At 72.8% G+C, this 21,869-nt stretch carries 19 protein-coding genes, 1 tRNA gene and 1 pseudogene; 9 read left to right on the top strand and 12 right to left on the bottom strand.

The annotated features are described in order from the left end of the window. Window positions 1–38: 38 nt before the first annotated feature. From ACWGH1_RS10430 to ACWGH1_RS10410, 5 genes are all read right to left on the bottom strand, one after another. A complete protein-coding gene (locus ACWGH1_RS10430) occupies window positions 39–1,667 on the bottom strand; it encodes a DEAD/DEAH box helicase (protein WP_453408608.1) in 1,629 nt (542 codons plus the stop codon). Window positions 1,668–1,768: 101 nt separating this feature from the next. Then, window positions 1,769–1,972, bottom strand: a complete 204-nt coding sequence (locus ACWGH1_RS10425) for a cold-shock protein (RefSeq protein ID WP_008743912.1) — start codon at window positions 1,970–1,972, stop codon at window positions 1,769–1,771. A gap of 199 nt (window positions 1,973–2,171) precedes the next feature. Continuing rightward, window positions 2,172–3,329: an acetyl-CoA C-acetyltransferase gene (locus tag ACWGH1_RS10420; RefSeq protein ID WP_453354951.1), complete on the bottom strand. Its 1,158-nt coding sequence runs from the start codon at window positions 3,327–3,329 to the stop codon at window positions 2,172–2,174. Between the two features lie 20 nt (window positions 3,330–3,349). After that, a complete protein-coding gene (locus ACWGH1_RS10415; protein WP_453354952.1) occupies window positions 3,350–3,964 on the bottom strand; it encodes a TetR/AcrR family transcriptional regulator in 615 nt (204 codons plus the stop codon). A 41-nt stretch (window positions 3,965–4,005) separates the two neighbouring features. Then, window positions 4,006–4,809 (bottom strand): SDR family oxidoreductase, encoded by an 804-nt coding sequence (locus tag ACWGH1_RS10410; RefSeq protein WP_453354953.1) that lies wholly within the window; start codon window positions 4,807–4,809, stop codon window positions 4,006–4,008. 54 nt (window positions 4,810–4,863) lie between these two features. Here ACWGH1_RS10410 and ACWGH1_RS10405 point away from each other — a divergent pair, with 54 nt between their 5' ends. Together ACWGH1_RS10405 and ACWGH1_RS10400 are read left to right on the top strand one after the other, a co-directional pair. Continuing rightward, window positions 4,864–6,009 carry an acyl-CoA dehydrogenase family protein gene (locus tag ACWGH1_RS10405; RefSeq protein ID WP_453354954.1) on the top strand — a complete coding sequence of 382 codons (1,146 nt, stop codon included), beginning with the start codon at window positions 4,864–4,866 and terminating at the stop codon, window positions 6,007–6,009. Continuing rightward, window positions 6,009–7,013, top strand: coding sequence for an acyl-CoA dehydrogenase family protein (locus ACWGH1_RS10400; protein WP_453354955.1), 1,005 nt, complete (start codon window positions 6,009–6,011; stop codon window positions 7,011–7,013). The genes ACWGH1_RS10405 and ACWGH1_RS10400 overlap by 1 nt, the downstream gene beginning before the upstream one ends. Here the strand turns inward: ACWGH1_RS10400 and ACWGH1_RS10395 are convergent. Both ACWGH1_RS10395 and ACWGH1_RS10390 read right to left on the bottom strand, forming a co-directional pair. Further along, window positions 6,994–7,728, bottom strand: a complete 735-nt coding sequence (locus tag ACWGH1_RS10395) for a class I SAM-dependent methyltransferase (protein ID WP_453408607.1) — start codon at window positions 7,726–7,728, stop codon at window positions 6,994–6,996. The two genes, ACWGH1_RS10400 and ACWGH1_RS10395, sit on opposite strands and share 20 nt — an antisense overlap. After that, window positions 7,725–7,941 (bottom strand): annotated as a pseudogene (locus tag ACWGH1_RS10390) (hypothetical protein); the annotation flags it as partial. The gene ACWGH1_RS10395 and the pseudogene ACWGH1_RS10390, both read right to left, overlap by 4 nt. 96 nt (window positions 7,942–8,037) lie before the next feature. On the opposite strand from ACWGH1_RS10390, the gene ACWGH1_RS10385 reads away from it, so the two are divergent. Beyond that, window positions 8,038–8,112 (top strand) — tRNA-Ala (locus tag ACWGH1_RS10385). Window positions 8,113–8,115: 3 nt separating this feature from the next. On the opposite strand, the gene ACWGH1_RS10380 is transcribed toward ACWGH1_RS10385, so the two are convergent. Then, window positions 8,116–9,009 (bottom strand): alpha/beta hydrolase, encoded by an 894-nt coding sequence (locus ACWGH1_RS10380; RefSeq protein ID WP_453355829.1) that lies wholly within the window; start codon window positions 9,007–9,009, stop codon window positions 8,116–8,118. Continuing rightward, on the bottom strand, window positions 9,006–9,734 hold the full coding sequence (locus ACWGH1_RS10375; RefSeq protein WP_453355830.1) for a glucose 1-dehydrogenase: 729 nt from the start codon (window positions 9,732–9,734) through the stop codon (window positions 9,006–9,008). The genes ACWGH1_RS10380 and ACWGH1_RS10375 overlap by 4 nt, the downstream gene beginning before the upstream one ends. A 140-nt stretch (window positions 9,735–9,874) precedes the next feature. On the opposite strand from ACWGH1_RS10375, the gene ACWGH1_RS10370 reads away from it, so the two are divergent. Beyond that, window positions 9,875–10,468, top strand: coding sequence for a PadR family transcriptional regulator (locus ACWGH1_RS10370; RefSeq protein ID WP_453355831.1), 594 nt, complete (start codon window positions 9,875–9,877; stop codon window positions 10,466–10,468). A 55-nt stretch (window positions 10,469–10,523) separates the two neighbouring features. After that, window positions 10,524–11,024 carry a pyridoxamine 5'-phosphate oxidase family protein gene (locus ACWGH1_RS10365; protein WP_453355832.1) on the top strand — a complete coding sequence of 167 codons (501 nt, stop codon included), beginning with the start codon at window positions 10,524–10,526 and terminating at the stop codon, window positions 11,022–11,024. A gap of 6 nt (window positions 11,025–11,030) precedes the next feature. Here the strand turns inward: ACWGH1_RS10365 and ACWGH1_RS10360 are convergent, their stop codons facing one another. Next, complete coding sequence (locus ACWGH1_RS10360) at window positions 11,031–12,299, bottom strand: DUF1906 domain-containing protein (RefSeq protein WP_453355833.1); 1,269 nt, start codon at window positions 12,297–12,299, stop codon at window positions 11,031–11,033. 360 nt (window positions 12,300–12,659) lie between these two features. Between ACWGH1_RS10360 and ACWGH1_RS10355 the strand changes: the two genes are divergently transcribed. From ACWGH1_RS10355 to ACWGH1_RS10340, 4 genes are read left to right on the top strand one after another with little or no spacing between them, the layout of a single operon-like run. Further along, window positions 12,660–13,127, top strand: coding sequence for a hypothetical protein (locus ACWGH1_RS10355; RefSeq protein WP_453408606.1), 468 nt, complete (start codon window positions 12,660–12,662; stop codon window positions 13,125–13,127). A gap of 9 nt (window positions 13,128–13,136) precedes the next feature. Then, window positions 13,137–14,477: a hypothetical protein gene (locus ACWGH1_RS10350; protein ID WP_453408605.1), complete on the top strand. Its 1,341-nt coding sequence runs from the start codon at window positions 13,137–13,139 to the stop codon at window positions 14,475–14,477. A gap of 36 nt (window positions 14,478–14,513) precedes the next feature. Continuing rightward, entirely contained in the window at window positions 14,514–15,011 is a 498-nt protein-coding gene (locus ACWGH1_RS10345; protein ID WP_453352839.1) for a hypothetical protein, read from the top strand. Between the two features lie 2 nt (window positions 15,012–15,013). After that, window positions 15,014–15,526, top strand: coding sequence for a hypothetical protein (locus ACWGH1_RS10340; RefSeq protein WP_453352838.1), 513 nt, complete (start codon window positions 15,014–15,016; stop codon window positions 15,524–15,526). A 273-nt stretch (window positions 15,527–15,799) separates the two neighbouring features. Here the strand turns inward: ACWGH1_RS10340 and ACWGH1_RS10335 are convergent, their stop codons facing one another. Both ACWGH1_RS10335 and gltB read right to left on the bottom strand, forming a co-directional pair. Next, complete coding sequence (locus ACWGH1_RS10335; RefSeq protein ID WP_453352837.1) at window positions 15,800–17,260, bottom strand: glutamate synthase subunit beta; 1,461 nt, start codon at window positions 17,258–17,260, stop codon at window positions 15,800–15,802. Beyond that, the gene (gltB, locus tag ACWGH1_RS10330) at window positions 17,253–21,794 is read right to left on the bottom strand and encodes a glutamate synthase large subunit (RefSeq protein ID WP_453352841.1); all 4,542 of its coding nucleotides are present in this window, start codon (window positions 21,792–21,794) and stop codon (window positions 17,253–17,255) included. Before gltB ends, ACWGH1_RS10335 begins: the two co-directional genes overlap by 8 nt. Between the last annotated feature and the right edge of the window lie 75 nt (window positions 21,795–21,869).

Genomic DNA, 21,869 nt, shown 5'->3' with positions numbered 1-21,869 from the left:
GTGCGCGGAGCCCGGCGTAGCGGGGTACGGCTGGGGGGTCAGGCCGAGCGGCGGCGGGACTGGCCCGGGGTGCCGACGCGGCTGCGGGACGAAGCCGCCGCCGCGCCGCCGGAGGAACCGCCGCCGGTACGCCGGCCGCGCTCGCCCTGGCCGGCCGCCTGGCCGCGGCGGGCCTGGCCCGACCCGGTCGCGGGGGCCTGCCCGGCGCTGCCGCCACCGGAGCGGCGGCCGCGGCCACCGCCGGCGGCCGGGGCCGCGCCCGCGGCGGAGCCCGAACGGCGGCCCGAGCCGGAACGCGCCTTGGGCTGCGCGGGCTGCGGAACCTCCAGCACCACCGGGATGCCGGACGGGGTCTTGGCGCCGGTCAGGCGGGACAGTTCCTCGTCGGAGGACTTGATCTGCGCGGTGCGCGGGGAGATCCCGGCGTCCGACATCAGCCGGGTCATGTCGCGCTTCTGGTCGGGCAGGACCAGCGTGACCACGCTGCCGGACTCGCCGGCGCGGGCGGTACGGCCGCCGCGGTGCAGGTAGTCCTTGTGGTCGGTGGGCGGGTCCACGTTGACGACGAGGTCCAGGTCGTCGATGTGGATGCCGCGCGCCGCCACGTTGGTGGCGACGAGCGCGGTGACCTCGCCCGTCTTGAACCAGTCCAGGGTGCGGTTGCGCTGCGGCTGCGAGCGGCCGCCGTGCAGACCGGAGGCGCGGACGCCGTCGGCCAGGAGCTTCTTGACCATGCGGTCGACGCCGCGCTTGGTGTCGACGAACATGATCACCCGGCCGTCACGGGCCGCTATGCGCGTGGCCACGGCCTTCTTGTCGGTCTCGTCCATGACGTACAGGACGTGGTGTTCCATCGTGGTGACGGCGCCGGCCGACGGGTCGACGGAGTGGCCGACCGGGTCGGTCAGGAACATCTTGACGAGTTTGTCGATGTTCTTGTCCAGCGTCGCGGAGAACAGCATCGTCTGGCCGTCCGGCCGGACCTGCTTGAGCAGCGCGGTGACCTGCGGCATGAAGCCCATGTCGGTCATCTGGTCGGCCTCGTCGAGGACCGTGATCGCGACCTCGTCGAGGATCGCGTCGCCGCGGTCGATCAGGTCCTTGAGCCGGCCGGGGGTGGCGACGAGCACCTCGGCGCCGCGCCGCAGGGCGCCGGACTGCCGGTTGATCGACATGCCGCCGACGACGGTGGCGATGCGCAGGTTGACCGAGGTGGCGTACGGCGCCAGCGCGTCGGTGACCTGCTGCGCCAGCTCCCGGGTCGGTACGAGGACCAGCGCGAGCGGCGACTTCGGCTGTGCGCGGCGGCCGGCGGTGCGGGCGAGCAGCGCCAGGCCGAAGGCCAGCGTCTTGCCGGAGCCGGTGCGGCCGCGGCCGAGCAGGTCGCGCCCGGCGAGGGAGTTCGGCAGGGTCGCGGCCTGGATGGGGAAGGGTTCGGTGACGCCCTGGGCGGCGAGGGTCTTCAGCAGCGCCTCGGGCATGTCCATGTCCTCGAACGCGGCGACCGGCGGCAGCGCCGGGGTCAGCGGTTCGGGCATGGTGAATTCCTGGGGCCTGGCGACGGGAGCGGATTTCTGCCGTCCCGCGCCAGCCTTCGGACGTCCCTGGGCCGCTCCTCGGCCCCGGGCGGGACGGCGGCTGGGTCGTGCGGAGCTGGAGCTGGTCATGCGAGAAAGCCCTCCTGAAACCGGCAGGTAAAACAAAGGTCGAAACAGCAGACAAGCCGGGGCCCGCACCTCGCGGTGCGGACCCCGGCATGCTGAATGCGTCAGGCAGGCAGGATGTTCTCGGCCTGCGGGCCCTTCTGGCCCTGGGTGACGTCGAAGGACACGCGCTGGCCCTCGGTGAGCTCACGGAAGCCCTGGGTGGCGATGTTCGAGTAGTGGGCGAAGACGTCCGGGCCGCCACCGTCCTGCTCGATGAAGCCGAAGCCCTTTTCCGAGTTGAACCACTTCACGGTGCCAAGTGCCATTTTAAATCTCCTGAATAGGCGGCAAGGGCCCCATCCGGAGATCCCGGTAAAAAACAAAAGCGCCTGTCGGAGCATTCCCGTCAGGCGCACATAAGTTTCATGGGTACCACAACTGCAACGCGTCCAAAGCTAGCACACGACGGCCGGGGACGGTCAATAGCAATGTGTGATGTACGTCCCCGGCGCCCGACCTGCACCGTTACAGGCGCTCGATGATCGTCACGTTGGCCTGGCCGCCACCCTCGCACATCGTCTGGAGGCCGTAGCGGCCGCCCGTGCGCTCCAGCTCGTGCAGGAGGGTGGTCATGAGCTTGACGCCCGTAGCGCCCAGGGGGTGGCCCAGTGCGATGGCGCCGCCGTTGACGTTGACCCGGTCGGGGTCGGCGCCCGTCTCCTTCAGCCAGGCGAGGACGACGGGCGCGAACGCCTCGTTGATCTCCACCAGGTCGATGCCGTCCAGTGACAGCCCGGTCTTCTTGAGCGCGTGGGCCGTCGCGGGGATGGGGGCCGACAGCATCCGGATGGGGTCCTCGCCCCGTACCGACAGGTGGTGGATGCGGGCCCGGGGGCGCAGGCCGTGTTCGGAGACCGCCCGTTCGGAGGCCAGCAGCATCGCGGCGGCGCCGTCGGAGACCTGGGAGGAGACGGCCGCGGTGATGGTGCCGCCTGCGACGACGGGCTTCAGGGCCGCCATCTTCGCCAAGGTGGTGTCCCGGCGCGGTCCCTCGTCGGCGCGCACGTCCCCGTACGCGACGGTCTCGCGGTCGAAGCGGCCCTCGTCGGCGGCCCGTACGGCCCGCTGGTGGGAGCGCAGGGCGAACTCCTCCATGTCCCGGCGCGAGATGCCCCACTTGGCGGCGATGAGCTCGGCGCCGTGGAACTGGTTGACCGGCGCGTCCCCGTACCGGGCCCGCCAGCCCATCGAGCCGGCGAAGGGGCCCCCGGTGAGGCCGAGCGGCTCCGCCGCCTGCCGGGAGGCGAAGGCGATGGGGATCATCGACATGTTCTGCGTGCCGCCCGCGACGACCAGGTCCTGGGTTCCGGACAGCACGGCCTGCGCCGCGAAGTGGACCGCCTGCTGCGAGGAGCCGCACTGCCGGTCGACCGTGACGCCGGGCACCTCCTCGGGCAGGCCGGCCGCGAGCCACGCCGTCCGGGCGATGTCGCCGGCCTGCGGACCGACGGTGTCGAGGCAGCCGAAGACCACGTCCTCCACCGCCGCCGGGTCCACGCCGGACCGGTCCATCAGGGCCCGCAGTACGTGCGCGCCGAGGTCGGCGGGGTGGACGGCCGACAGGCCTCCTCCGCGCCGCCCCACAGGGGTGCGTACCGCGTCGACTATGTAGGCCTCGGGCATCGGGACTCCTCCGGATCGGGTCAGGTTCGCAGGGCGATCCCGTCCAGCACCATCGACAGGTACTGGCGGGCGATCTCCTCGGGGCTGTGCTGTCCGCCGGGCCGGTACCAGGAGGCCGCGACCCATACCGTGTCGCGTACGAAGCGGTAGGTGAGGCGGATGTCCAGGTCGGCCCGGAAGACCCCGTCGGCCACCCCGCGCTCCAGCGTCCCGAGCCAGGCCTCCTCGAACTTGCGCTGGGAGTCGGACAGGTAGTGGAACCGGGGCTGTGCCGAGAGGTGGCGGGACTCCTTCTGGTAGATCGCGACGGCGGCGCGGTGCCGGTCGATCTCGCGGAAGGACTCGGTGACGAGGGCCTCGATGGTCTCGCGGGGGCCGAGACCGGCCGCGAGGACGGTGTCGTACCCCTCCCACAGCTCGTTCAGGAAGGCCGAGAGGATCTCGTCGAGCATCGATTCCTTGGAATCGAAGTGGTAGTAGAGGCTGCCGGCGAGCATGCCCGCGGCGTCGGCGATCTTGCGGACGGTGGTGGCGTTGTAGCCCTGTGCGGCGAAGACCTCCGCGGCGGTGTCGAGGAGCTCGCGGCGCCGCTCGGGTGATGCGGTCACCTGGGTTTTCTTCTTGTTCGTTGGCACGCGCCCATTGTCGGTCGTCGGTTGCCGGTCGGGGCCGGCCCCTAGGGGTGCTGGCTGCTGACGGAGACGGTCTCGCCCGTCATGTAGGAGGAGTAGCCGCTGGCCAGGAACACGATGACGTTGGCGACCTCCCACGGCTCGGCGTGGCGGCCGAACGCCTCGCGGGCGGTGAGTTCGGCGAGCAGTTCCTCGCTGGTGACCTTCACCAGGTGCGGGTGCATGGCCAGGCTCGGCGCGACCGCGTTGACCCGTACGCCGAACTCCGCGGCCTCCAGCGCCGCGCAGCGGGTCAGGGCCATCACCCCGGCCTTGGCGGCGGCGTAGTGGGCCTGGCCGCGCTGGGCGCGCCAGCCGACGACGGAGGCGTTGTTGACGATCACGCCGCCGGCGCCGGCCGCCTTGAGGGAGCGCAGGGCGGCGCGGGTGCAGCGGAAGGTGCCGCCCAGGGTGACGTCAAGGACCCGGCCCCACTGTTCGTCGGTCATGGCGACGAGGTCGGCGGTGCCGCCGAGACCGGCGTTGTTGACGACGATGTCGAGCCCGCCGTGGGCCTGCTCGGCGTGCGCGAACAGGGCGCGCACCTGGTCCTCGTCGGTGACGTCGCAGGGCAGGGAGGTCACCCGGTCCGCGCCGAACTCGGCGGCGAGCGCGGTCTCGGTCTCCTTGAGCCGGCGGGCGTGCGCGTCGCCGATCACGATGCGGGCGCCTTCCTCCAGGAAGCGGCGCGCGGTGGCCCCGCCGATGCCGGCGCCGGCGGCGGCGGTGATGACGGCGGCGCGGTCCGCCAGCAGCCCGTGTCCCGGCGTGTACCGCGCTGTGCGGTCGAACTCCTCGACGCTGCTCATGGCCGTACGTTAACCTACCTAACACTTGTTAGGGAAGCGAGGAGGCGGACCCTGATGGAGCTGACGCACACGGCCGCGGTGCGGGACTTCCGCGCCGAGGCCCGGGACTGGCTCGCCGCCCACGTGCCCGCCTCGCCGCTGCCGTCCCTGGAGACGCAGGAGGGGTTCGCCGCGCACCGGGCGTGGGAGGCGCTGCTGCACGCCGGCCGGTGGGCGGTGGTGTCCTGGCCCGAGGAGTACGGCGGCCGGGGGGTGGACCTGGAGCACTGGCTGGTGTTCGAGGAGGAGTACTGGGCCGCCGGCGCCCCGGGGCGCGTCTCGCAGAACGGCATCAGCCTGCTCGCCCCCACCCTCTTCGCCCACGGGACGGCGCGCCAGCGGGCCCGGGTGCTGCCCTCGATGGCGAGCGGCGAGGTGATCTGGGCGCAGGCCTGGTCGGAACCCGGCGCGGGCTCGGACCTGGCCGCGCTGACCTCGCGGGCGCAGCGCACCGAGGGCGGCTGGCTGCTGTCGGGGCAGAAGACGTGGTCCTCGCGGGCGGCGTTCGCGGACCGGGCGTTCGGGATCTTCCGCTCCGACCCGCAGGCCGCGAAACCGCACCAGGGCCTGACCTATCTGATGTTCGACCTGCGGGCGCCCGGGGTGACGGTGCGGCCCATCGGCCGGCTGGACGGGAAGCCGGCCTTCGCGGAGCTCTTCCTGGACCGGGTCTTCGTCCCGGACGAGGACGTGATCGGCGAGCCGGGGCAGGGCTGGCGGATCGCGATGTCGACGACCGGCAACGAACGCGGGCTCACCCTGCGCTCCCCCGGCCGCTTCCTGGCGGCGGCCGACCGGCTGGTGGCGCTGTGGGAGGCGGCCGGTGACCCGGGGGACACGGCGCTGCGGGACCGGGTGGCGGACGCGGTGGTCGGGGCGCGCGCGTACGAGCTGTTCACCTGGGCGGCCGCCGCCCGGCTCGCGGCGGGCGGGACGATCGGCGCCGAGTCCAGCCTGAACAAGGTGTTCTGGTCCCAGTACGACATCGCCTTGCACGAAACGGCGCTGGACCTGCTGGGCGCGGACGCGGAACTGGCGGACGGCGCCTGGGCCGAGCCGTGGGTGTTCTCCCTGGCCGGCCCGATCTACGCGGGCACCAACGAGATCCAGCGCGACATCATCGCCGAGCGGCTGCTCGGCCTCCCGAAGGGCCGCCGCTGATGCGTTTCCTGCCGACCGACGAGCAACGCGACTTCGCACGTTCGCTGCGCGGCCTGTTCGGCGCCGCGGACGTCCCGGCGGCCGCCCGGGCCTGGGGGGCGGGCGACCACGGGCCGGGGCGGGCACTGTGGGCCCGGGCCGCCGGGACGGGGCTGTTCGCGCTCGCCGCCGACGAGGCGCACGACGGGCTCGGACCGCTGCCGGTGGAGACGGCGTCCGGCTTCGTGGAGTGGGGCCGGTCGGGCATGCCGGGCCCGGCGGTGGAGACGGCGGCGGTGGCGGTGCTGCTGTCCCGGCTGGGTGACGAGGCGCTGGCGAAGCGCTTCCTGCCGGGCCTGCTGGCGGGCGAGGTGCTCGCCACGCTGACCCTGCCGGGCGGGGGTCCGTACGCCCTGGACGCGGACGCGGCGGCGTACCGGTTCCACGTGTCGCAGGCGGGCGAACTGTCGCTGGCGCCGGCACCGGGGGAACCGCTGCGGTCCACGGATCCGGCCCGGCGCCTGTTCCGGGCCGCCCACGCGGGGGGCGAGCCGCTGGCCGCGGGGCCCCGGGTGGTGCAGGCGGCGCGGGCCGCGCTGGACTGGGCGCGGCTGCTGACCGCGGCCCAGTGCCTGGGCGTGGGCGAGGCCCTGCTGGCGCGCACGGTGGAGTACGCGAAGCGGCGCACGCAGTTCGGGACGCCGATCGGCGGCTTCCAGGCGGTGAGGCACCGGCTGGCCGACACGCTGCTGGCCCTGGAGTTCGCCCGGCCGCTGCTCTGGGCGGGGGCACTGTCGCTGGAGCGGGGCGAGGTCGCGGCGGCGAAGCTCACGGCGGGCGAGGCGGCGTACGCGGCGGCGATGACGGCGCTCCAGTTGCACGGCGCGATCGGCTACACGGAAGAGCTGGACCTCTCGCTGTGGCTGCGCAAGGCGCGCCCGCTGCGGGACGCGTGGGGCACGCCGTCGCAGTGCCGGGCGGTGGTGCTGGAGGCGCGGCGGCCGCTCAGAGGACGGCCACGCTGAGACCGACGACGTACCGTTCCTCGACGACGCCGTCGGGGAACAGGGCCTCCAGCCGGGCCCGTTCGGCGTCCATGAAATCCCGGGTGCCGGCCTCGCCGAGCATCAGGAACGCGGAGTGGCTGGCGTGGTTGGCCAGGTGGGCGGCCAGGGGGACGCGGCGCGACCAGCGGATCCGACGGGTGGTGAAGGTCAGCCCGGGCGGCAGCCGGCGGAAGGTGGCGGAGCCGTCGGCTCCGAACAGGGCGGCGATCCGGGCGTCCTGCTCGGCGACCCAGGGGACGGTGGAGTCCATGTCGTTCCACCACAGCGCGAGCGCGCCGCCGGGACGCAGCACGCGCCGGGCCTCTGGGACGGAGTGCGCCGGGTCGGTCCAGTGCCAGGCCTGGGCGTACGTGACGAGGTCGAACCCGGCGGTGACCAGGGGCAGCCGGTTGCCGTCGCCGCGGACGAGCGGGATGCGGGGGTGCGCGCGGCGGAACTCGGCGGCCATCCCGTCGCCGGGCTCGACGGCTACGACGTCGGCGCCCCGCGCGCTCAGCGGGCCGGAGGCGATCCCGGTCCCGGCGCCGACGTCGGCGACCCGCGCCCCGGCCAGGGGTCGCCCCGCCGCCTCCTCGACGGCGTCGAAGAGGGCGTCGGGGTAGCCGGGCCGGCCGGCGGCGTACAGGGACGCGGCGGCGTCGAAGGACCGCGCCCGTATCCGGGGTGTCGTCATCGCTCCATCATCTCGCGGAACTCCCGCACCACCTCGATGCGTCCGACGATGTGCCGGTCGAACTCGTCCGGTTCCTCCGCCGGGACCGACAGCTCCGGGACCGTCTCCCCGCCCGCCGGACCGGGTACCGCTCCAGGAAGGCCGAGTCCACCTCGAAGCGCGTCACGAAGCCCGCCGGTCGTGCGGGACGTTCCGGTCGCGGGCGATGCGGACCGGCACCAGACGGCCGGCCGCGCACCAGCCACCGGGTTCCCGGGGGGAAATCGAGGTGCGCGCGGCCGCGCCGGTCGTTTAAGTTCCGTGCCAAGGGCGGGGTCGTAGCACAGAGGTAGTGCGCCTACACAGCATGGAGGAGGACGCCGGTTCGAATCCGGCCGCCCCGCCCCCCTACTCCGCGAGCCACGCCGCGGCCGCCGCCAGGGCCGAGGCGCCCGCCGGCAGCGGCAGGCCCAGGAAGCCGTGGAAGACGCCCGGGTACAGCTGCACCGCGCAGTCGACCCCCGCCGCGGCCAGTCGGCGCGCGTAGGCCAGGCCCTCGTCCCGCAGGACGTCGCAGTCGGCGAGGATCATCAGCGTGCGCGGCAGCCGCGACACGTCGGCGGCCGCGGGCGGCGAGAGGTGCGGGTGTTCCGGGTCGCCCCCGTACTGCTCCCAGTACCAGGCCATGTGCGCGGCGGTGTGGAAATAGCCCTCCGCGAAGCGATGGGCGGACCGGGACCGCATCGACGGGTCCAGCGGCGGGTAGACCAGCAGTTGCCCCGCGACCGGTCCGGGCGCCCGCAGCGCGGTCACCGCCGCCAGGTTTCCGCCGCTGGAGTCCCCCGACACCGTGACCCGGGCCGGATCGCAGCCCAGCCGGGCCGCCTGCGCGCGGGCCCACAGCAGCACCGTCAGCGCGTCGTCGGCCGCCGCCGGCCAGGGGTGTTCCGGGGCCAGTCGGTAGTCGGCGGAGACGACCACCGCCCCGGAGCCCGCCGCCAGCGTCCGGCAGACCGGGTCGTGGGTGTCCAGGCCGCACATCACCCAGCCGCCCCCGTGGAAGTAGACGACCAGCGGCCGCCCCGCCGCGCCCGGGGCCGGGTCGTAGACCCGTACGGGAACGCCCGCGGCGTCCGTGTCGTACACGGCGGCCACCGCCGGGCCCCCGGCGCGGGCCCCACCGGCCGCCGCCCGCAGCGCCGCCGCGTCGCCCGGGCCGGGGAAGCCCGCCGTCAGCGCGTCGCACAGTGCCCGCGCGGCCGGGGACAGCGGATCGGTCCTCGAACCGTCGTCCCGGCTCATCGGGCCGTCATCCCGCCGTCCACCGGGAACTCGGCGCCCGTCACGTACGACGAGGCGTCCGAGCAGAGGAACCGCACGAGTTCACCGACCTCCTCCGCCCGCCCCATCCGCCCCAGCGGCACGTGCGACCAGTCCCGCCCCGCGACCGCCTCCGCGACCATCGGGGTGTCGACGGCCCCCGGGTGCACCGAGTTGACCCGGATCCCGTCACCGGCCAGGTCCAGCGCCGCCGACCGGGTCAGCCCGCGCAGGGCGAACTTGGTGGAGCCGTACGCCGCGTGGCCGGGTATCCCGACCAGTCCCGCCGCGGAGGAGACGTTGACGATCGAGCCGCCGCCCGCGGCGCGCAGCAGCGGGGCCACGGCCTGGATCCCCAGGAACGGGCCGAGCAGGTTGACCCGCAGCAGCTCCTCGAAGTCGGCGAGGCGCTGCCGCTCGACGTGCGCGGTGCGCCACAGCGCCGCGTTGTTGACCAGTGCCGAGACCGTGCCGAAGGCCGCGACCGCCGCGCGCACGACCGCCGCCCAGCCGTCGGGGTCGCTCACGTCGTGCCGTACGTACAGCCCTTGGTCGCCGAGCGCCGCCGCGACCGCCCGGCCCTCGTCCTCCCGTACGTCGGTGACGACGACCCGGGCGCCGGCTTCGGCGCACATCCGGGCTTCCGCGGCTCCTTGGCCGCGTGCGGCGCCGGTGATGACGACGACCTTCCCGTTCAGCGTGATCACGAGGCCTCCTGTCGAACGCATGGCGTTCATCTGACGGGTGCGCACGCTTCTTACCGCATACTGCTAATCAGCATATTTCTAGCAGTCATATACCGGAGGGCGGAAGGGCTGTGGCGCGTACCGGCCATAGACTGCGCTGCGTGCCAGACGAGACGAACAAGCGCGCGCTGCCCGCCACCGGCTGGGCGGTGCTCGGACTGCTCTCCTTCGGCGAGGAGCTCTCCGGTTACGACGTGAAGAAGTGGTCGGACCGTTCGTTGCGCTTCTTCTACTGGAGCCCTTCTTTCAGCCAGGTGTACAGCGAGCTCCGGCGCCTGGAGGAGGCCGGCTACGCCTCCTCGCGCCGGGTCGGCCCGCAGGACGGCGCCCGCGACAAGCGGGTGTACCGGATCACCGAAGCCGGTATGGAGGCCGTACGGGCGTGGGCGCGCGAGGCGCCGGTCGATCCGCCGGTCCTCAAGCACGGGCCGATGCTGCGCATGTGGCTGGGCCATCTGCTGGAGCCGCAGCAGATGCGTGAAGTCCTCGGGCGGCACCGGGAGTTCGCGGAGGAGATGCGCCGCCGCGCGGAGGCGGACGCGGCCGCCGCCGCGGGCGAGGAGGCCTGGGCGTACCCCACGCTCACCTTGAAGTGGGCAGAGCGGTACTACGCCTGCGAGCGGGACCTCGCGGCGGCGATGCTGGACGACATCGAGGCGCTCGCCGCCGAACGCGGACCCGGGGGCGGTACCTGACGCACGGCGGTGCGCCCGAGCGGCGCTCGCCGGGAGCCCGCGCTTTGATGGACGCATGACGACGAACAACTGGGCAGCGTTCGAGAAGGCGGAACCGGACTTCGCGCAGGCCGTCCGGGCCCGCTTCGCTCAGCGGCCCCACCACGTCCTGGCCACCCTCCGCCGGGACGGCTCCCCGCGCCTGAGCGGGCTCAATGTCGACGTCCGCGGCGGGGAGCTGTGGCTCGGCATGATGGCCGGCTCGATGAAGGCCAGGGACCTGCGGCGCGACCCGCGGTTCGCCCTGCACTCCAACCCGGGCGAGGACGAGGCGATGCCCGGCGGGGACGTACGGGTCTCAGGGCACGCGCTGGAGCTGGTGGACCCGCCGGAGCTGCACCGGTACGCGGAGGAGACCGAGACCCCGCACCCCTTCGACCTCTTCCACGCCGATCTGACGGAGGTCGTCCACGTCACGGTCGAGGGCGCGGACCTGGTGATCCGCACCTGGACGCCGGGCCACCCGGTGCGCACGCTGCGCCGCGGCAACGACGACGAGCCGCCGCGCGAGGCGTGACCCCGCTCAGGTGAACGGGATCAGGTCCCGGCCGCGGCGCAGCGGGGGGAGGGCGGCCGGGTCGACGTCGAGCCGGCTGCGGTCGATGTTGATCGTGACGTCGCCGTACGTGGCGTCGTGGCCGCCGCGGAACTGGTGGGCTCGGCGGTGCCCGGACCACTGGGTGCCGCCGGCGGGCAGGCCCATGTCGGCGTCCGAGACGGTGGCGGAAAGGTTCCAGCGGGCCACCCACAGCACGTCCGGCATGTCCTGCGGCACCTGGTGGTAGTGGGCGCTCAGCGCCAGGGCGCCGGACGCGGCGTGTACGTAGGCCGCCGCGCGGTAGCCCAGCTCGTGCAGCCTCCTCGTCCAGGCCGTGAGGTAGGCGACGACCGGGGCGTCCCAGGTGTCGCGGTCCGTGTAGTGCTCCAGGTCGTTGTAGAGCACCGTGCCCGCGCCCAGGCCCAGCGAGCGGGCCGCCTCGACCGCGCCCTCGGCGGCTTCGACGCCCTCTTCGTCGGCTTCGGAGGGGTCGGTGGACAGGCCGGTGCTGGAGCTGTCCCAGGGCTGCGGGCCCACCCAGATCGGCATCAGGTGCCAGCCCGCCTCGGACTGGCGGCGGATCCAGGTGGCGGTCAGTCGCGGCTGGGCGCAGGCGCGGGCGCGGCCGCCGATGTAGATGCCGACAGCGCCGAAGGGCGAGTCGGCCCGCCAGGTGTCCATGGCGCTCTGGCTGGGAGCGGTGCAGGCGTCGAAACCGGTGCCGTTGAAGGCGGGTTGGCCGGTGCGGGGGCGGCCGGCGAGGGTGGGGGTCAGCGGGCCGGCGGCCGGCGGTCCCGCGGTGGCGGGGGTGGTCGTACGGGCACGGGCCAGGAGTTCCCGTACGGCCTCGGGGCTGTCCCCGTAGGAGATGGTGGCCATCACCCCGGAGCCGCGGAGCGCGTAGCGGACCTCGCGGCTGTCGCCGGACGGCGCCGGCGGCAGGCCGCTCCCGTCGGCACGGACGGTCGGGACGTCGGCGCGCTCCGGGGCGTCGCCGAGGGGTTCCAGGTGCAGGGTGTCGGCGCGGCTGCGTACCGCGCGGCCGCTGCATTCGCCCTGGCCGCCGGCGTGCCCGAGATAGAGGGTGGGCAGGTCGAGGCGCAGACAAGCGTCGGGGTGGCGGTCGAGGTCCACGACGCGCCAGTGCGCGGGGACGGTCAGGCGCAGCCCGTGGTACTCGACGGTCCGCCCGTCGGCGACGGCGGGCGGAGCGGGCGCGAGCAGGGCGGCACCCAGCAGAGAGGCCAACATCATTCGGGACGGCATGGGCCCCACAGTTACCAGACGTTGCCGTCCTGAACTGCGCCGTTCTCCGCGCCGGTTACTCCGTCCGGCGTACACCGCGGCCGGTTCGCGCGGGCCGCTCCACCCGGCAGGGGAGGTGGCCTCCCGCTCCCCCGGTACCGCCGGGCCGGTCGGCTCCGTGCGGCGGCGGAGCCCCCGCGGACCTCCGGGTGGCGGTCACCCGCACGAGCGACCCGACTCGGCCCGGTTACCCCGGCGACGGCGCCTCCTCCCACCCGTGTACGGGCCGGAGTTGGGGACGTGGGGCGGCTTGGCCCGGGCGCGGGAGCCGTGCATATGATCGGGTTCTTGCCGACGGGGAGGCTGAAAATGGCAGGCGATCTCGAGCAGGACCCGGCTTCGGGCACGGCCGGCGCGGACCAGCAGGTGGGCATGCGGCTGAACCACGTACCGCCGGAGCCGTCGGGTCCGGGGCCGTCGTCCCCGCCCGTGTACGGGCCGTTCGCCCCGGGCAAGGGGCCCGGCGGCTTCGCCTCGACGCCGGCGCAGAAGAAAGCGGCCGCGGGCACGATCGAGACCGAGCTGCAGCCGAACACGAAGAAGGCCGCGGTGCACGCGGACGAAGCCACCAACGCCGCCCACAAGGGCTTCGACGGGTGGGACACGGCCGCCGGCCTCAAGAAGGTGGCGGACACCTGGGACCAGCAGGTGAAGAACCTGATGGCCCGGCTGGACGCGGAGAAGACCGCGCTGCGCGGCGCCTCGGGCCTCTTCAAGGGCAATGACACCGGTATCCGCAACCAGTTCGCGAGCCAGTCAAAGCTGAACGGCCTGTAGGAGGTAGCGGTGCCGAACTACCACGAGGTCATGACCACGAACCTGGGTCTGCTGACGACGGCCGCGGGCAAGTGGGAGGCGATGGCGGGCGAGCTGAACAAGGTCGAGACCCGCTACGGAGACTCCGTCCAGAAGATCACCATGGGCGACACCTGGTCCGGGGTCAGCGCCGGTACCGCCCGGTCGGGCTTCGACGGGACCCGGTACGAGTACTCGGCGGCGCAGATCCAGGCCAAGGCGATCGGCAGCCTGCTGCGGGACGCCCACGAGAAGTTCACCGACCTGAAGTCCAAGCTCGAAAGCGCGCGCGACGACGCGATAGCCGCCGGCATGACCGTCTCCGAGCAGGGCCACGTCGCGTTCGACTGGGGCAGGCTCACTCCTTCCGAGCGCACCGCCTACCACCACGACCCCGACGGCGAGGCCGCCATCCGCACGGCCGTCACCAAGTGGCAGCAGCACATCGACGACCGGGTGAAAGCCGTCACCGAGCTCGACCAGAACGTCAAGCTGGCGCTCGAGGCCGAAGTCGTGGACAGCAACAAGGACGCTCTGGGCAAGGGCGCCGACATGTCGCTGTCTGGGTTCAACGCGGGCGCGGACGGCGATCTGACCAAGGCCGTGAAGGCCGCCAAGGCTGCGCAGGCCGACGAACACGACACCAAGAAGCCCGACGACGGCCTCAAGATCACCGGACCTGACGCGGGCTTCAAGCTGACGGGCGTCAAGAACGGCAAGGAGGGCTCGGCCAAGGCGTACGCCGACCTCTTCCACCTGAGCCAGACGGGGGAGGCGACCAAGGGCGGGGTCAAGTTCTCCGAGGTGTACGACGTCTACGGCGGTGCCCGGGCGACCGGGAACTACGGGTTCAACGAATCGGGCTTCACCGCCAAGATAGAGGGGTCCGCGGGCATCCGCGAACTGGTCGGCGGCAAGGCCGAGTACGGGGCGTTCACCGGCTACGGCCGGACCGAGGTCTTCGCCGGCGCCGAGGGCTCGGCCAACGTCGGGCTCGGCAAGGACGGCTTCAAGGGCAAGCTCCAGGCGTTCGCCGGGGCGAAAGCCGGCGTGACCGGCGGCGGCGAGGTCGCCGGGATCGGCGCCGGCGGTACGGCGGAGGGCTGGTACGGCGCGGCGGGTGCCGAGCTGAAGTGGGACTTCGGCAAGGGCGACGACGGCAAGTACCACTTCGGCGGCAAGGTCGGTGCGGCCCTGGGGGTGGGCGGCGCCGTGGGCGGCGAGTTCACGGTCGACCCCGGCAAGGTCACCCATGCGTTCGGCGAAGCGGCCGACGCGATCGGTGACACCGCCGGGTCGGTCAAGCACACCGTCGGCGGCTGGTTCGACTGATGTACGTTTCCCGTCCAGACGGAAAGAAGGCCCCGGATGCCCACGACCCTGCCCGTGCCGATCGAACTCAGCCTGCCGGAGGGCTGGCGGGCCGCGCCGCCGGACGAGGTCGGCGCACCGGACGTCGCCTTCATCGCCCTGTACCCGCAGCCGGATGACGGGTTCACGGCCAACATCACCGTCGACGGCGACTTCCTCCGGGAGGGAACGACCCTGGAGCAGCTGGCCGACGCGTCGGTGGAGCGGGTGCGGGAGGCCGCCGAGTCCGTGTCGGTGGCCGCCCGGCACCACGTCGACTCCGCGGCCGCGCCGGGCCTGACGCAGCGGCTGGCCCTGACGGCCGTCGTCGCCGGCGTGCGCCGCGACCTGGTGCAGACCCAGGTCTACATGGCCCTCGCGGACGCCGCGGACCCGCACCGGCGCGCGCTGATCCGCTCGATCCTGACCGCCACCGCCGCGCAGCACGAGGACGTCCTGGAGGACTTCCAGGCGTTCCTGCGCACGGTACGCCCGGACACCGGTGCGGGGGCCTGACGATGGGCCTCTTCGACAGGTTCACCGGCACCCGCCACCCGGACGGCGGCGCCGCGCCGCTGTCCGCCGCGCAGGTGCGGGAGGCGCTGCTCGCGGTCAACGGCCCGGACAAGCCGTACGTCGTGCGCAACGCGCGGCCGGCGGAGAAGGCCGACCTGGTGGCGGAGTGGCGGGTGCTGGAACCGGTCTGGCGCACCTTCTTCCTGGAGTCGAGGCTCGACCGGACCCTCAAGACGAGGATGCGCCTGGTCCCCGGCAAGCACGAGGTGCGGGCCCTGGACGAGGAACTGGAGGTCACCTGGGTCGGGGACACGCCCAAGCTGGCCGCGTCGGCCGAGTACCAACGGGGGCAGGTGACCACGGTGTCCAAGCGGTGGACGATCGAGCGGGGGCCGGACGGCCGTCGGCACCTGGTCGAGGAGTTCGCCTTCGACACGCGGGAGATGAAGGTCCCCTTGCAGAAGGCGGTCCTGGCCGCGGGATGGACCTGGCGCGGAGCCCTGTTCCGGCTCTGAACCCCGCGCACGCCACAGCGCCCGCCATCCCTGGTCGGGGACATGACGGGCGCTGTGTCGAGTGCCGCACACCGTTGTACGGACCGCATGAGGGGTCCTCCCCCGCGAGGGAGGGGCGCCGTGCCGAATGCCGCACACCGTTGCACGGACCGCATGAGGGGTCTTCCCCCGCGAGGGAGGGGCCCCGCACCGACGGCCGGAGGCCGACGCAGCCGGGCCGAAGCCCGAAAGGCCGCCCACGGCCGAACGGTGCGAGCACGGCATCCGAGAGGGCTACACGGTGAGGGAGCGGTCCGTCGGCTTGACCGGGTACGGGAGGGTGCTGGCGCCGGTCAGGAAGCGGTCCACACCGCGGGCGGCCGAGCGGCCCTCCGCGATGGCCCACACGATCAGCGACTGGCCGCGCCCCGCGTCGCCGGCGACGAAGACGCCGTCCACGTTGGTCGCGTACGAGGCGTCCCGCGCCACGTTGCCCCGGGCGTCCAGCTCCAGGCCGAACTGGTCCACCAGGCCGTTGGCCCGGTCGGTACCGGTGAAGCCCATCGCGAGGGTGACCAGCTGCGCGGGCAGGACCCGCTCGGTGCCCTCCTTCTGGACCAGCTTGCCGTCCACGAACTCCACCTCGATCAGGTGCAGCGCCTGGACGTTGCCCTCCTCGTCGCCCTCGAAGTGGGTGGTGGAGACGGAGTAGATCCGCTCGCCGCCCTCCTCGTGGGCCGAGGTGACCTTGTACAGCATGGGGAACGTCGGCCAGGGCATCCCCGTGGGGCGGTCCTCGGACGGCCTCGGCATGATTTCCAGCTGGGTGACCGACAGGGCGCCCTGGCGGTGGGCGGTGCCCACGCAGTCCGCGCCCGTGTCGCCGCCGCCGATGACGACGACGTGCTTGCCCTCGGCGGTGATGGGGGGCGCCACGAAGTCGCCCTCCTGCACCTTGTTGGCGAGCGGCAGGTACTCCATCGCGAAGTGGATACCCTTGAGCTCGCGCCCCGGCACCGGCAGGTCGCGGGAGACGGTGGCGCCCGCCGCGATGACGACCGCGTCGTAGCGCTTGCGCAGCTTCGCCGCGTCGATGTCGCGGCCGACCTCCACGCCCGTGCGGAACTTGGTGCCCTCCGCGCGCATCTGCTCGATGCGGCGGTTGATGTGCACCTTCTCCATCTTGAACTCGGGGATGCCGTAGCGCAGCAGGCCGCCGATGCGGTCCGCGCGCTCGTACACCGCCACGGTGTGCCCGGCCCGCGTCAGCTGCTGGGCGGCGGCCAGGCCGGCCGGCCCCGAGCCGATGACGGCGACGGTCTTGCCGGAGAGCCGCTCCGGGGGCTGCGGGGTGACGTCGCCGTTGTCCCACGCCTTGTCGATGATCGACACTTCGACGTTCTTGATGGTGACGGCCGGCTGGTTGATGCCGAGCACGCACGCCGACTCGCAGGGCGCGGGGCAGAGCCGGCCCGTGAACTCCGGGAAGTTGTTCGTGGCGTGCAGGCGCTCGGAGGCGGCCGTCCAGTCCTCGCGGTAGGCGAAGTCGTTCCACTCCGGGATCAGGTTCCCGAGCGGGCAGCCGTTGTGGCAGAACGGGATGCCGCAGTCCATGCAGCGGCCGGCCTGCTTGCTGATGATCGGCAGCAGGGAGCCGGGGACGTAGACCTCGTTCCAGTCCTTGACGCGTTCGGCGACGGGACGGGTACAGGCGGTCTCGCGCGGGGTGGTGAGGAAGCCCTTCGGGTCAGCCATGGGTCGCCGCCTCCATCATCTTCTCAGTGGTCTCGGACTCGGAGAGTCCGGCCCGCTCAGCGGCGTCCTTGGCGGCGAGCACTGCCTTGTACGTGGTCGGGATGATCTTGCTGAAGCGGTCCGCGGACACGGACCAGTCAGCCAGGAGCTTCGCGGCCACGGTCGAGCCGGTCTCCTCCTCGTGGCGGCGCACCACATCGTGCAGCCACTGCTTGTCGGCGTCCGAGAGGGCCTCCACGGCCCCGGTGTTGCCGGCGTTGACGTTGCGCGGGTCGAGGTCGACGACGTACGCGACACCGCCCGACATGCCGGCCGCGAAGTTGCGGCCCGTCTCGCCGAGGACGACGGCGGTGCCGCCGGTCATGTACTCGCAGCCGTGGTCGCCCACGCCCTCCGAGACGACCAGCGCGCCGGAGTTGCGGACGCAGAAGCGTTCGCCGGTGCGGCCGCGCAGGAACATCTCGCCGCCGGTGGCCCCGTAGCCGATGGTGTTGCCGGCGATGGTCGAGTACTCGGCGAGGTGGTCGGCGCCGCGGTCGGGGCGGACCACGACCCGGCCGCCCGACAGGCCCTTGCCGACGTAGTCGTTGGCGTCGCCCTCCAGGCGGAGGGTGATGCCCTTCGGCAGGAAGGCGCCGAAGGACTGGCCCGCGGAACCGGTGAAGGTCAGGTCGATGGTGTTGTCGGGCAGGCCCGCGCCGCCGAACCGCTTGGTGACCTCGTGGCCGAGCATGGTGCCGACGGTCCGGTTGATGTTCCGGATCGCGACCTGGGCCCGGACCGGCTGGGCCTCCTCGGCGCCGGCCGCGCCCAGGGCCTCGGCGGCGAGCTCGATCAGCTCGTTGTCGAGGGCCTTCTCCAGCCCGTGGTCCTGCTCGATCAGGGCGTGGCGGACCGCGCCTTCGGGCAGCTCGGGCACGTGGAACAGCGGCTCCAGGTCGAGGCCCTGCGCCTTCCAGTGCGTGACGGCCTTGCTGGTGTCGAGCAGCTCGGCGTGGCCGACGGCCTCCTCGATCGAGCGGAAGCCCAGCTCGGCGAGCAGCTCGCGCACCTCCTCCGCGATGAACTCGAAGAAGTTGACGACGAATTCGGGCTTGCCGGAGAACCGGTCGCGCAGGACGGGGTTCTGCGTGGCGATGCCGACGGGGCAGGTGTCCAGGTGGCAGACGCGCATCATGATGCAGCCGGAGACGACGAGCGGAGCGGTCGCGAAACCGAACTCCTCGGCGCCGAGCAGCGCGGCGATGATCACGTCGCGGCCGGTCTTGAGCTGGCCGTCCGTCTGGACCACGATGCGGTCGCGCAGCCCGTTGAGCAGCAGGGTCTGCTGGGTCTCGGCGAGGCCGAGCTCCCAGGGGCCGCCCGCGTGCTTGAGCGAGGTGAGCGGGGAGGCGCCCGTACCGCCGTCGTGGCCGGAGATGAGGACGACGTCCGCGTGCGCCTTGGAGACACCGGCGGCGACGGTGCCGACACCGACCTCGGAGACCAGCTTCACGTGGATGCGTGCGGCCGGGTTCGCGTTCTTGAGGTCGTGGATCAGCTGGGCCAGGTCCTCGATGGAGTAGATGTCGTGGTGCGGCGGCGGGGAGATCAGGCCGACGCCCGGGGTGGAGTGCCGGGTCTTGGCGACCCACGGGTAGACCTTGTGGCCGGGCAGCTGGCCGCCCTCGCCGGGCTTGGCGCCCTGCGCCATCTTGATCTGGATGTCGTCGGCGTTGACCAGGTACTCGCTGGTGACTCCGAAGCGGCCGGAGGCGACCTGCTTGATGGAGGAGCGGCGCGCCGGGTCGTACAGGCGGTCCGGGTCCTCGCCGCCCTCACCGGTGTTGGACTTGGCGCCCAGCTGGTTCATGGCGACGGCCAGCGTCTCGTGCGCCTCCTTGGAGATGGAGCCGTACGACATGGCGCCGGTGGAGAAGCGCTTGACGATGTCCGCGACGGACTCGACCTCGTCCACGGGGATCGACGGGCGGTCGCTGTTGAAGCCGAACAGGCCGCGCAGCGTCATCAGCCGCTCGGACTGCTCGTTCACCCGCTCGGTGTACTGCTTGAAGATGTCGTAGCGGCGGTTGCGGGTGGCGTGCTGGAGGCGGAAGACCGTCTCCGGGTCGAACAGGTGCGGCTCGCCCTCCCTTCGCCACTGGTACTCGCCGCCGATGTCCAGCGCGCGGTGCGTGGCCGCGATGCCGGTGGCCGGGTACGCCTTGGCGTGGCGCGCGGCCACCTCCTTGGCGATGACGTCGAGGCCGGCGCCGCCGATCTTGGTGGCGGTGCCGCTGAAGTACGTACCGACGAACTCCTCGTTCAGGCCGACGGCCTCGAAGACCTGGGCACCGCGGTAGGAGGCGACGGTGGAGATGCCCATCTTCGACATGACCTTCAGGACGCCCTTGCCGAGCGCGTAGATCAGGTTCTTGATGGCCTGTTCCGGCTCCAGGCCGGACAGGAAGGTACCGGCGCGCAGCAGGTCCTCGACGGACTCCATGGCGAGGTACGGGTTGACGGCGGCCGCGCCGTAGCCGATCAGGAGCGCGACGTGGTGGACCTCGCGGACGTCACCGGCCTCGACCAGCAGGCCCACCTGGGTGCGCTGCTTGGTGGCGATGAGGTGGTGGTGCACGGCGGAGGTCAGCAGCAGCGAGGGGATCGGTGCGTGCTCGGCGTCCGAGTGGCGGTCCGAGAGGACGATCAGGCGGGCGCCGTTCTCGATGGCGGCGTCGGCCTCGGCGCGGATCTCCTCGATCCGCGCGGCCAGTGCCTCGCCGCCGCCGGAGACCCGGTAGAGGCCGGAGAGGGTGGCGGCCTTCATGCCGGGCATGTCGCCGTCGGCGTTGACGTGGATGAGCTTGGCCAGCTCGTCGTTGTCGATCACCGGGAAGGGCAGGGTGACGCTGCGGCAGGACGCGGCGGTCGGCTCCAGCAGGTTGCCCTGCGGGCCCAGCGAGGACAGCAGCGAGGTGACGAGCTCCTCGCGGATGGCGTCCAGCGGCGGGTTGGTGACCTGCGCGAACAGCTGCGTGAAGTAGTCGAAGAGCAGCCGGGGGCGCTCGGACAGGGCCGCGATCGGGGAGTCCGTGCCCATGGAGCCGAGCGGCTCGCCGCCGGTACGGGCCATCGGCGCGAGGATGACGCGCAGCTCTTCCTCGGTGTAGCCGAAGGTCTGCTGGCGGCGGGTGACCGAGGCGTGGGTGTGCACGATGTGCTCGCGCTCGGGCAGGTCCGTCAGCTCGATCTCGCCGGTCTCCAGCCACTCCGCGTACGGGGCGGCGGCGGCCAGCTCGGCCTTGATCTCGTCGTCCTCGACGATGCGGTGCTGGGCGGTGTCGACGAGGAACATCTTGCCGGGCTGGAGGCGGCCCTTGCGGACGACCTTCGCCGGGTCGATGTCGAGGACGCCGACCTCGGAGGACAGCACGACCAGGCCCTCGTCGGTGACCCAGTAGCGGCCGGGGCGCAGGCCGTTGCGGTCGAGGACCGCGCCGACCTGGGTGCCGTCGGTGAAGGTGACGCAGGCCGGCCCGTCCCAGGGCTCCATCATCGTGGAGTGGTACTGGTAGAAGGCGCGCAGGGCCGGGTCCATGGAGGTGTGGTTCTCCCACGCCTCCGGGATCATCATCAGCACGCTGTGCGGCAGCGACCGGCCGCCGAGGTGGAGCAGCTCCAGGACCTCGTCGAAGGAGGCCGAGTCGGAGGCGTCGGGCGTACAGATGGGGAAGATGCGCTCCAGCGCGCCCTCGCCGAAGACGTCCGAGGCCAGCTGGGACTCGCGGGCCTCCATCCAGTTCCGGTTGCCCTTGACCGTGTTGATCTCGCCGTTGTGCGCGACGAAGCGGTACGGGTGCGCGAGCGGCCAGGACGGGAAGGTGTTGGTCGAGAACCGGGAGTGGACCAGGGCGAGCGCCGACGCGAAGCGGCGGTCGGAGAGGTCCGGGAAGAAGGGCTCCAGCTGGCCGGTGGTCAACATGCCCTTGTAGACGATGGTGCGGGCGGAGAGCGAGGGGAAGTAGACCCCGGCCTCGCGCTCGGCGCGCTTGCGCAGTACGAAGGCCTTGCGGTCGAGCGCGAGGCCGGTGCTGGTGCCGTCGGTCACGAAGACCTGGCGGAAGGCGGGCATGGTGGCGCGGGCGCCGTTGCCGAGCAGGTCCGGGGTGACCGGGACCTCGCGCCAGCCCAGGACCGTGAGGCTCTCCTCGGCCGCGATCGCCTCGATCTGCTCCACGGCGACGGCCTGTGCGGGGCCGTCGGCGGGGAGGAAGGCGATGCCGACGGCGTAGGCGCCGGCCTCGGGGAGGGCGAAACCGGCCACTTCGCGCAGGAACGCGTCGGGGACCTGGGAGAGGATTCCGGCGCCGTCGCCCGAGTCCGGCTCGGATCCGGTGGCGCCGCGGTGTTCGAGGTTCCGCAGTACGGTCAGCGCCTGCTCGACCAGCGCGTGGCCGGCCTCGCCGCTGAGGTTGGCCACGAAGCCGACGCCGCAGGCGTCGTGCTCGTTGCGCGGGTCGTACATGCCCTGGGGGGCGGGGCGACCGTCCATGGGCGACCAGGCAGTGGTGCTGGGGCCGGTCGCGGAGTGCGTGGATGCGGAACGCATCGGCTCTCCCGTCGTCGT

It is taken from the genome of Streptomyces sp. NPDC054883 (genome assembly GCF_053610645.1).
Note: the sequence above shows the minus strand (reverse complement) of the source record. Positions and strands in the feature narration are given on the sequence as shown.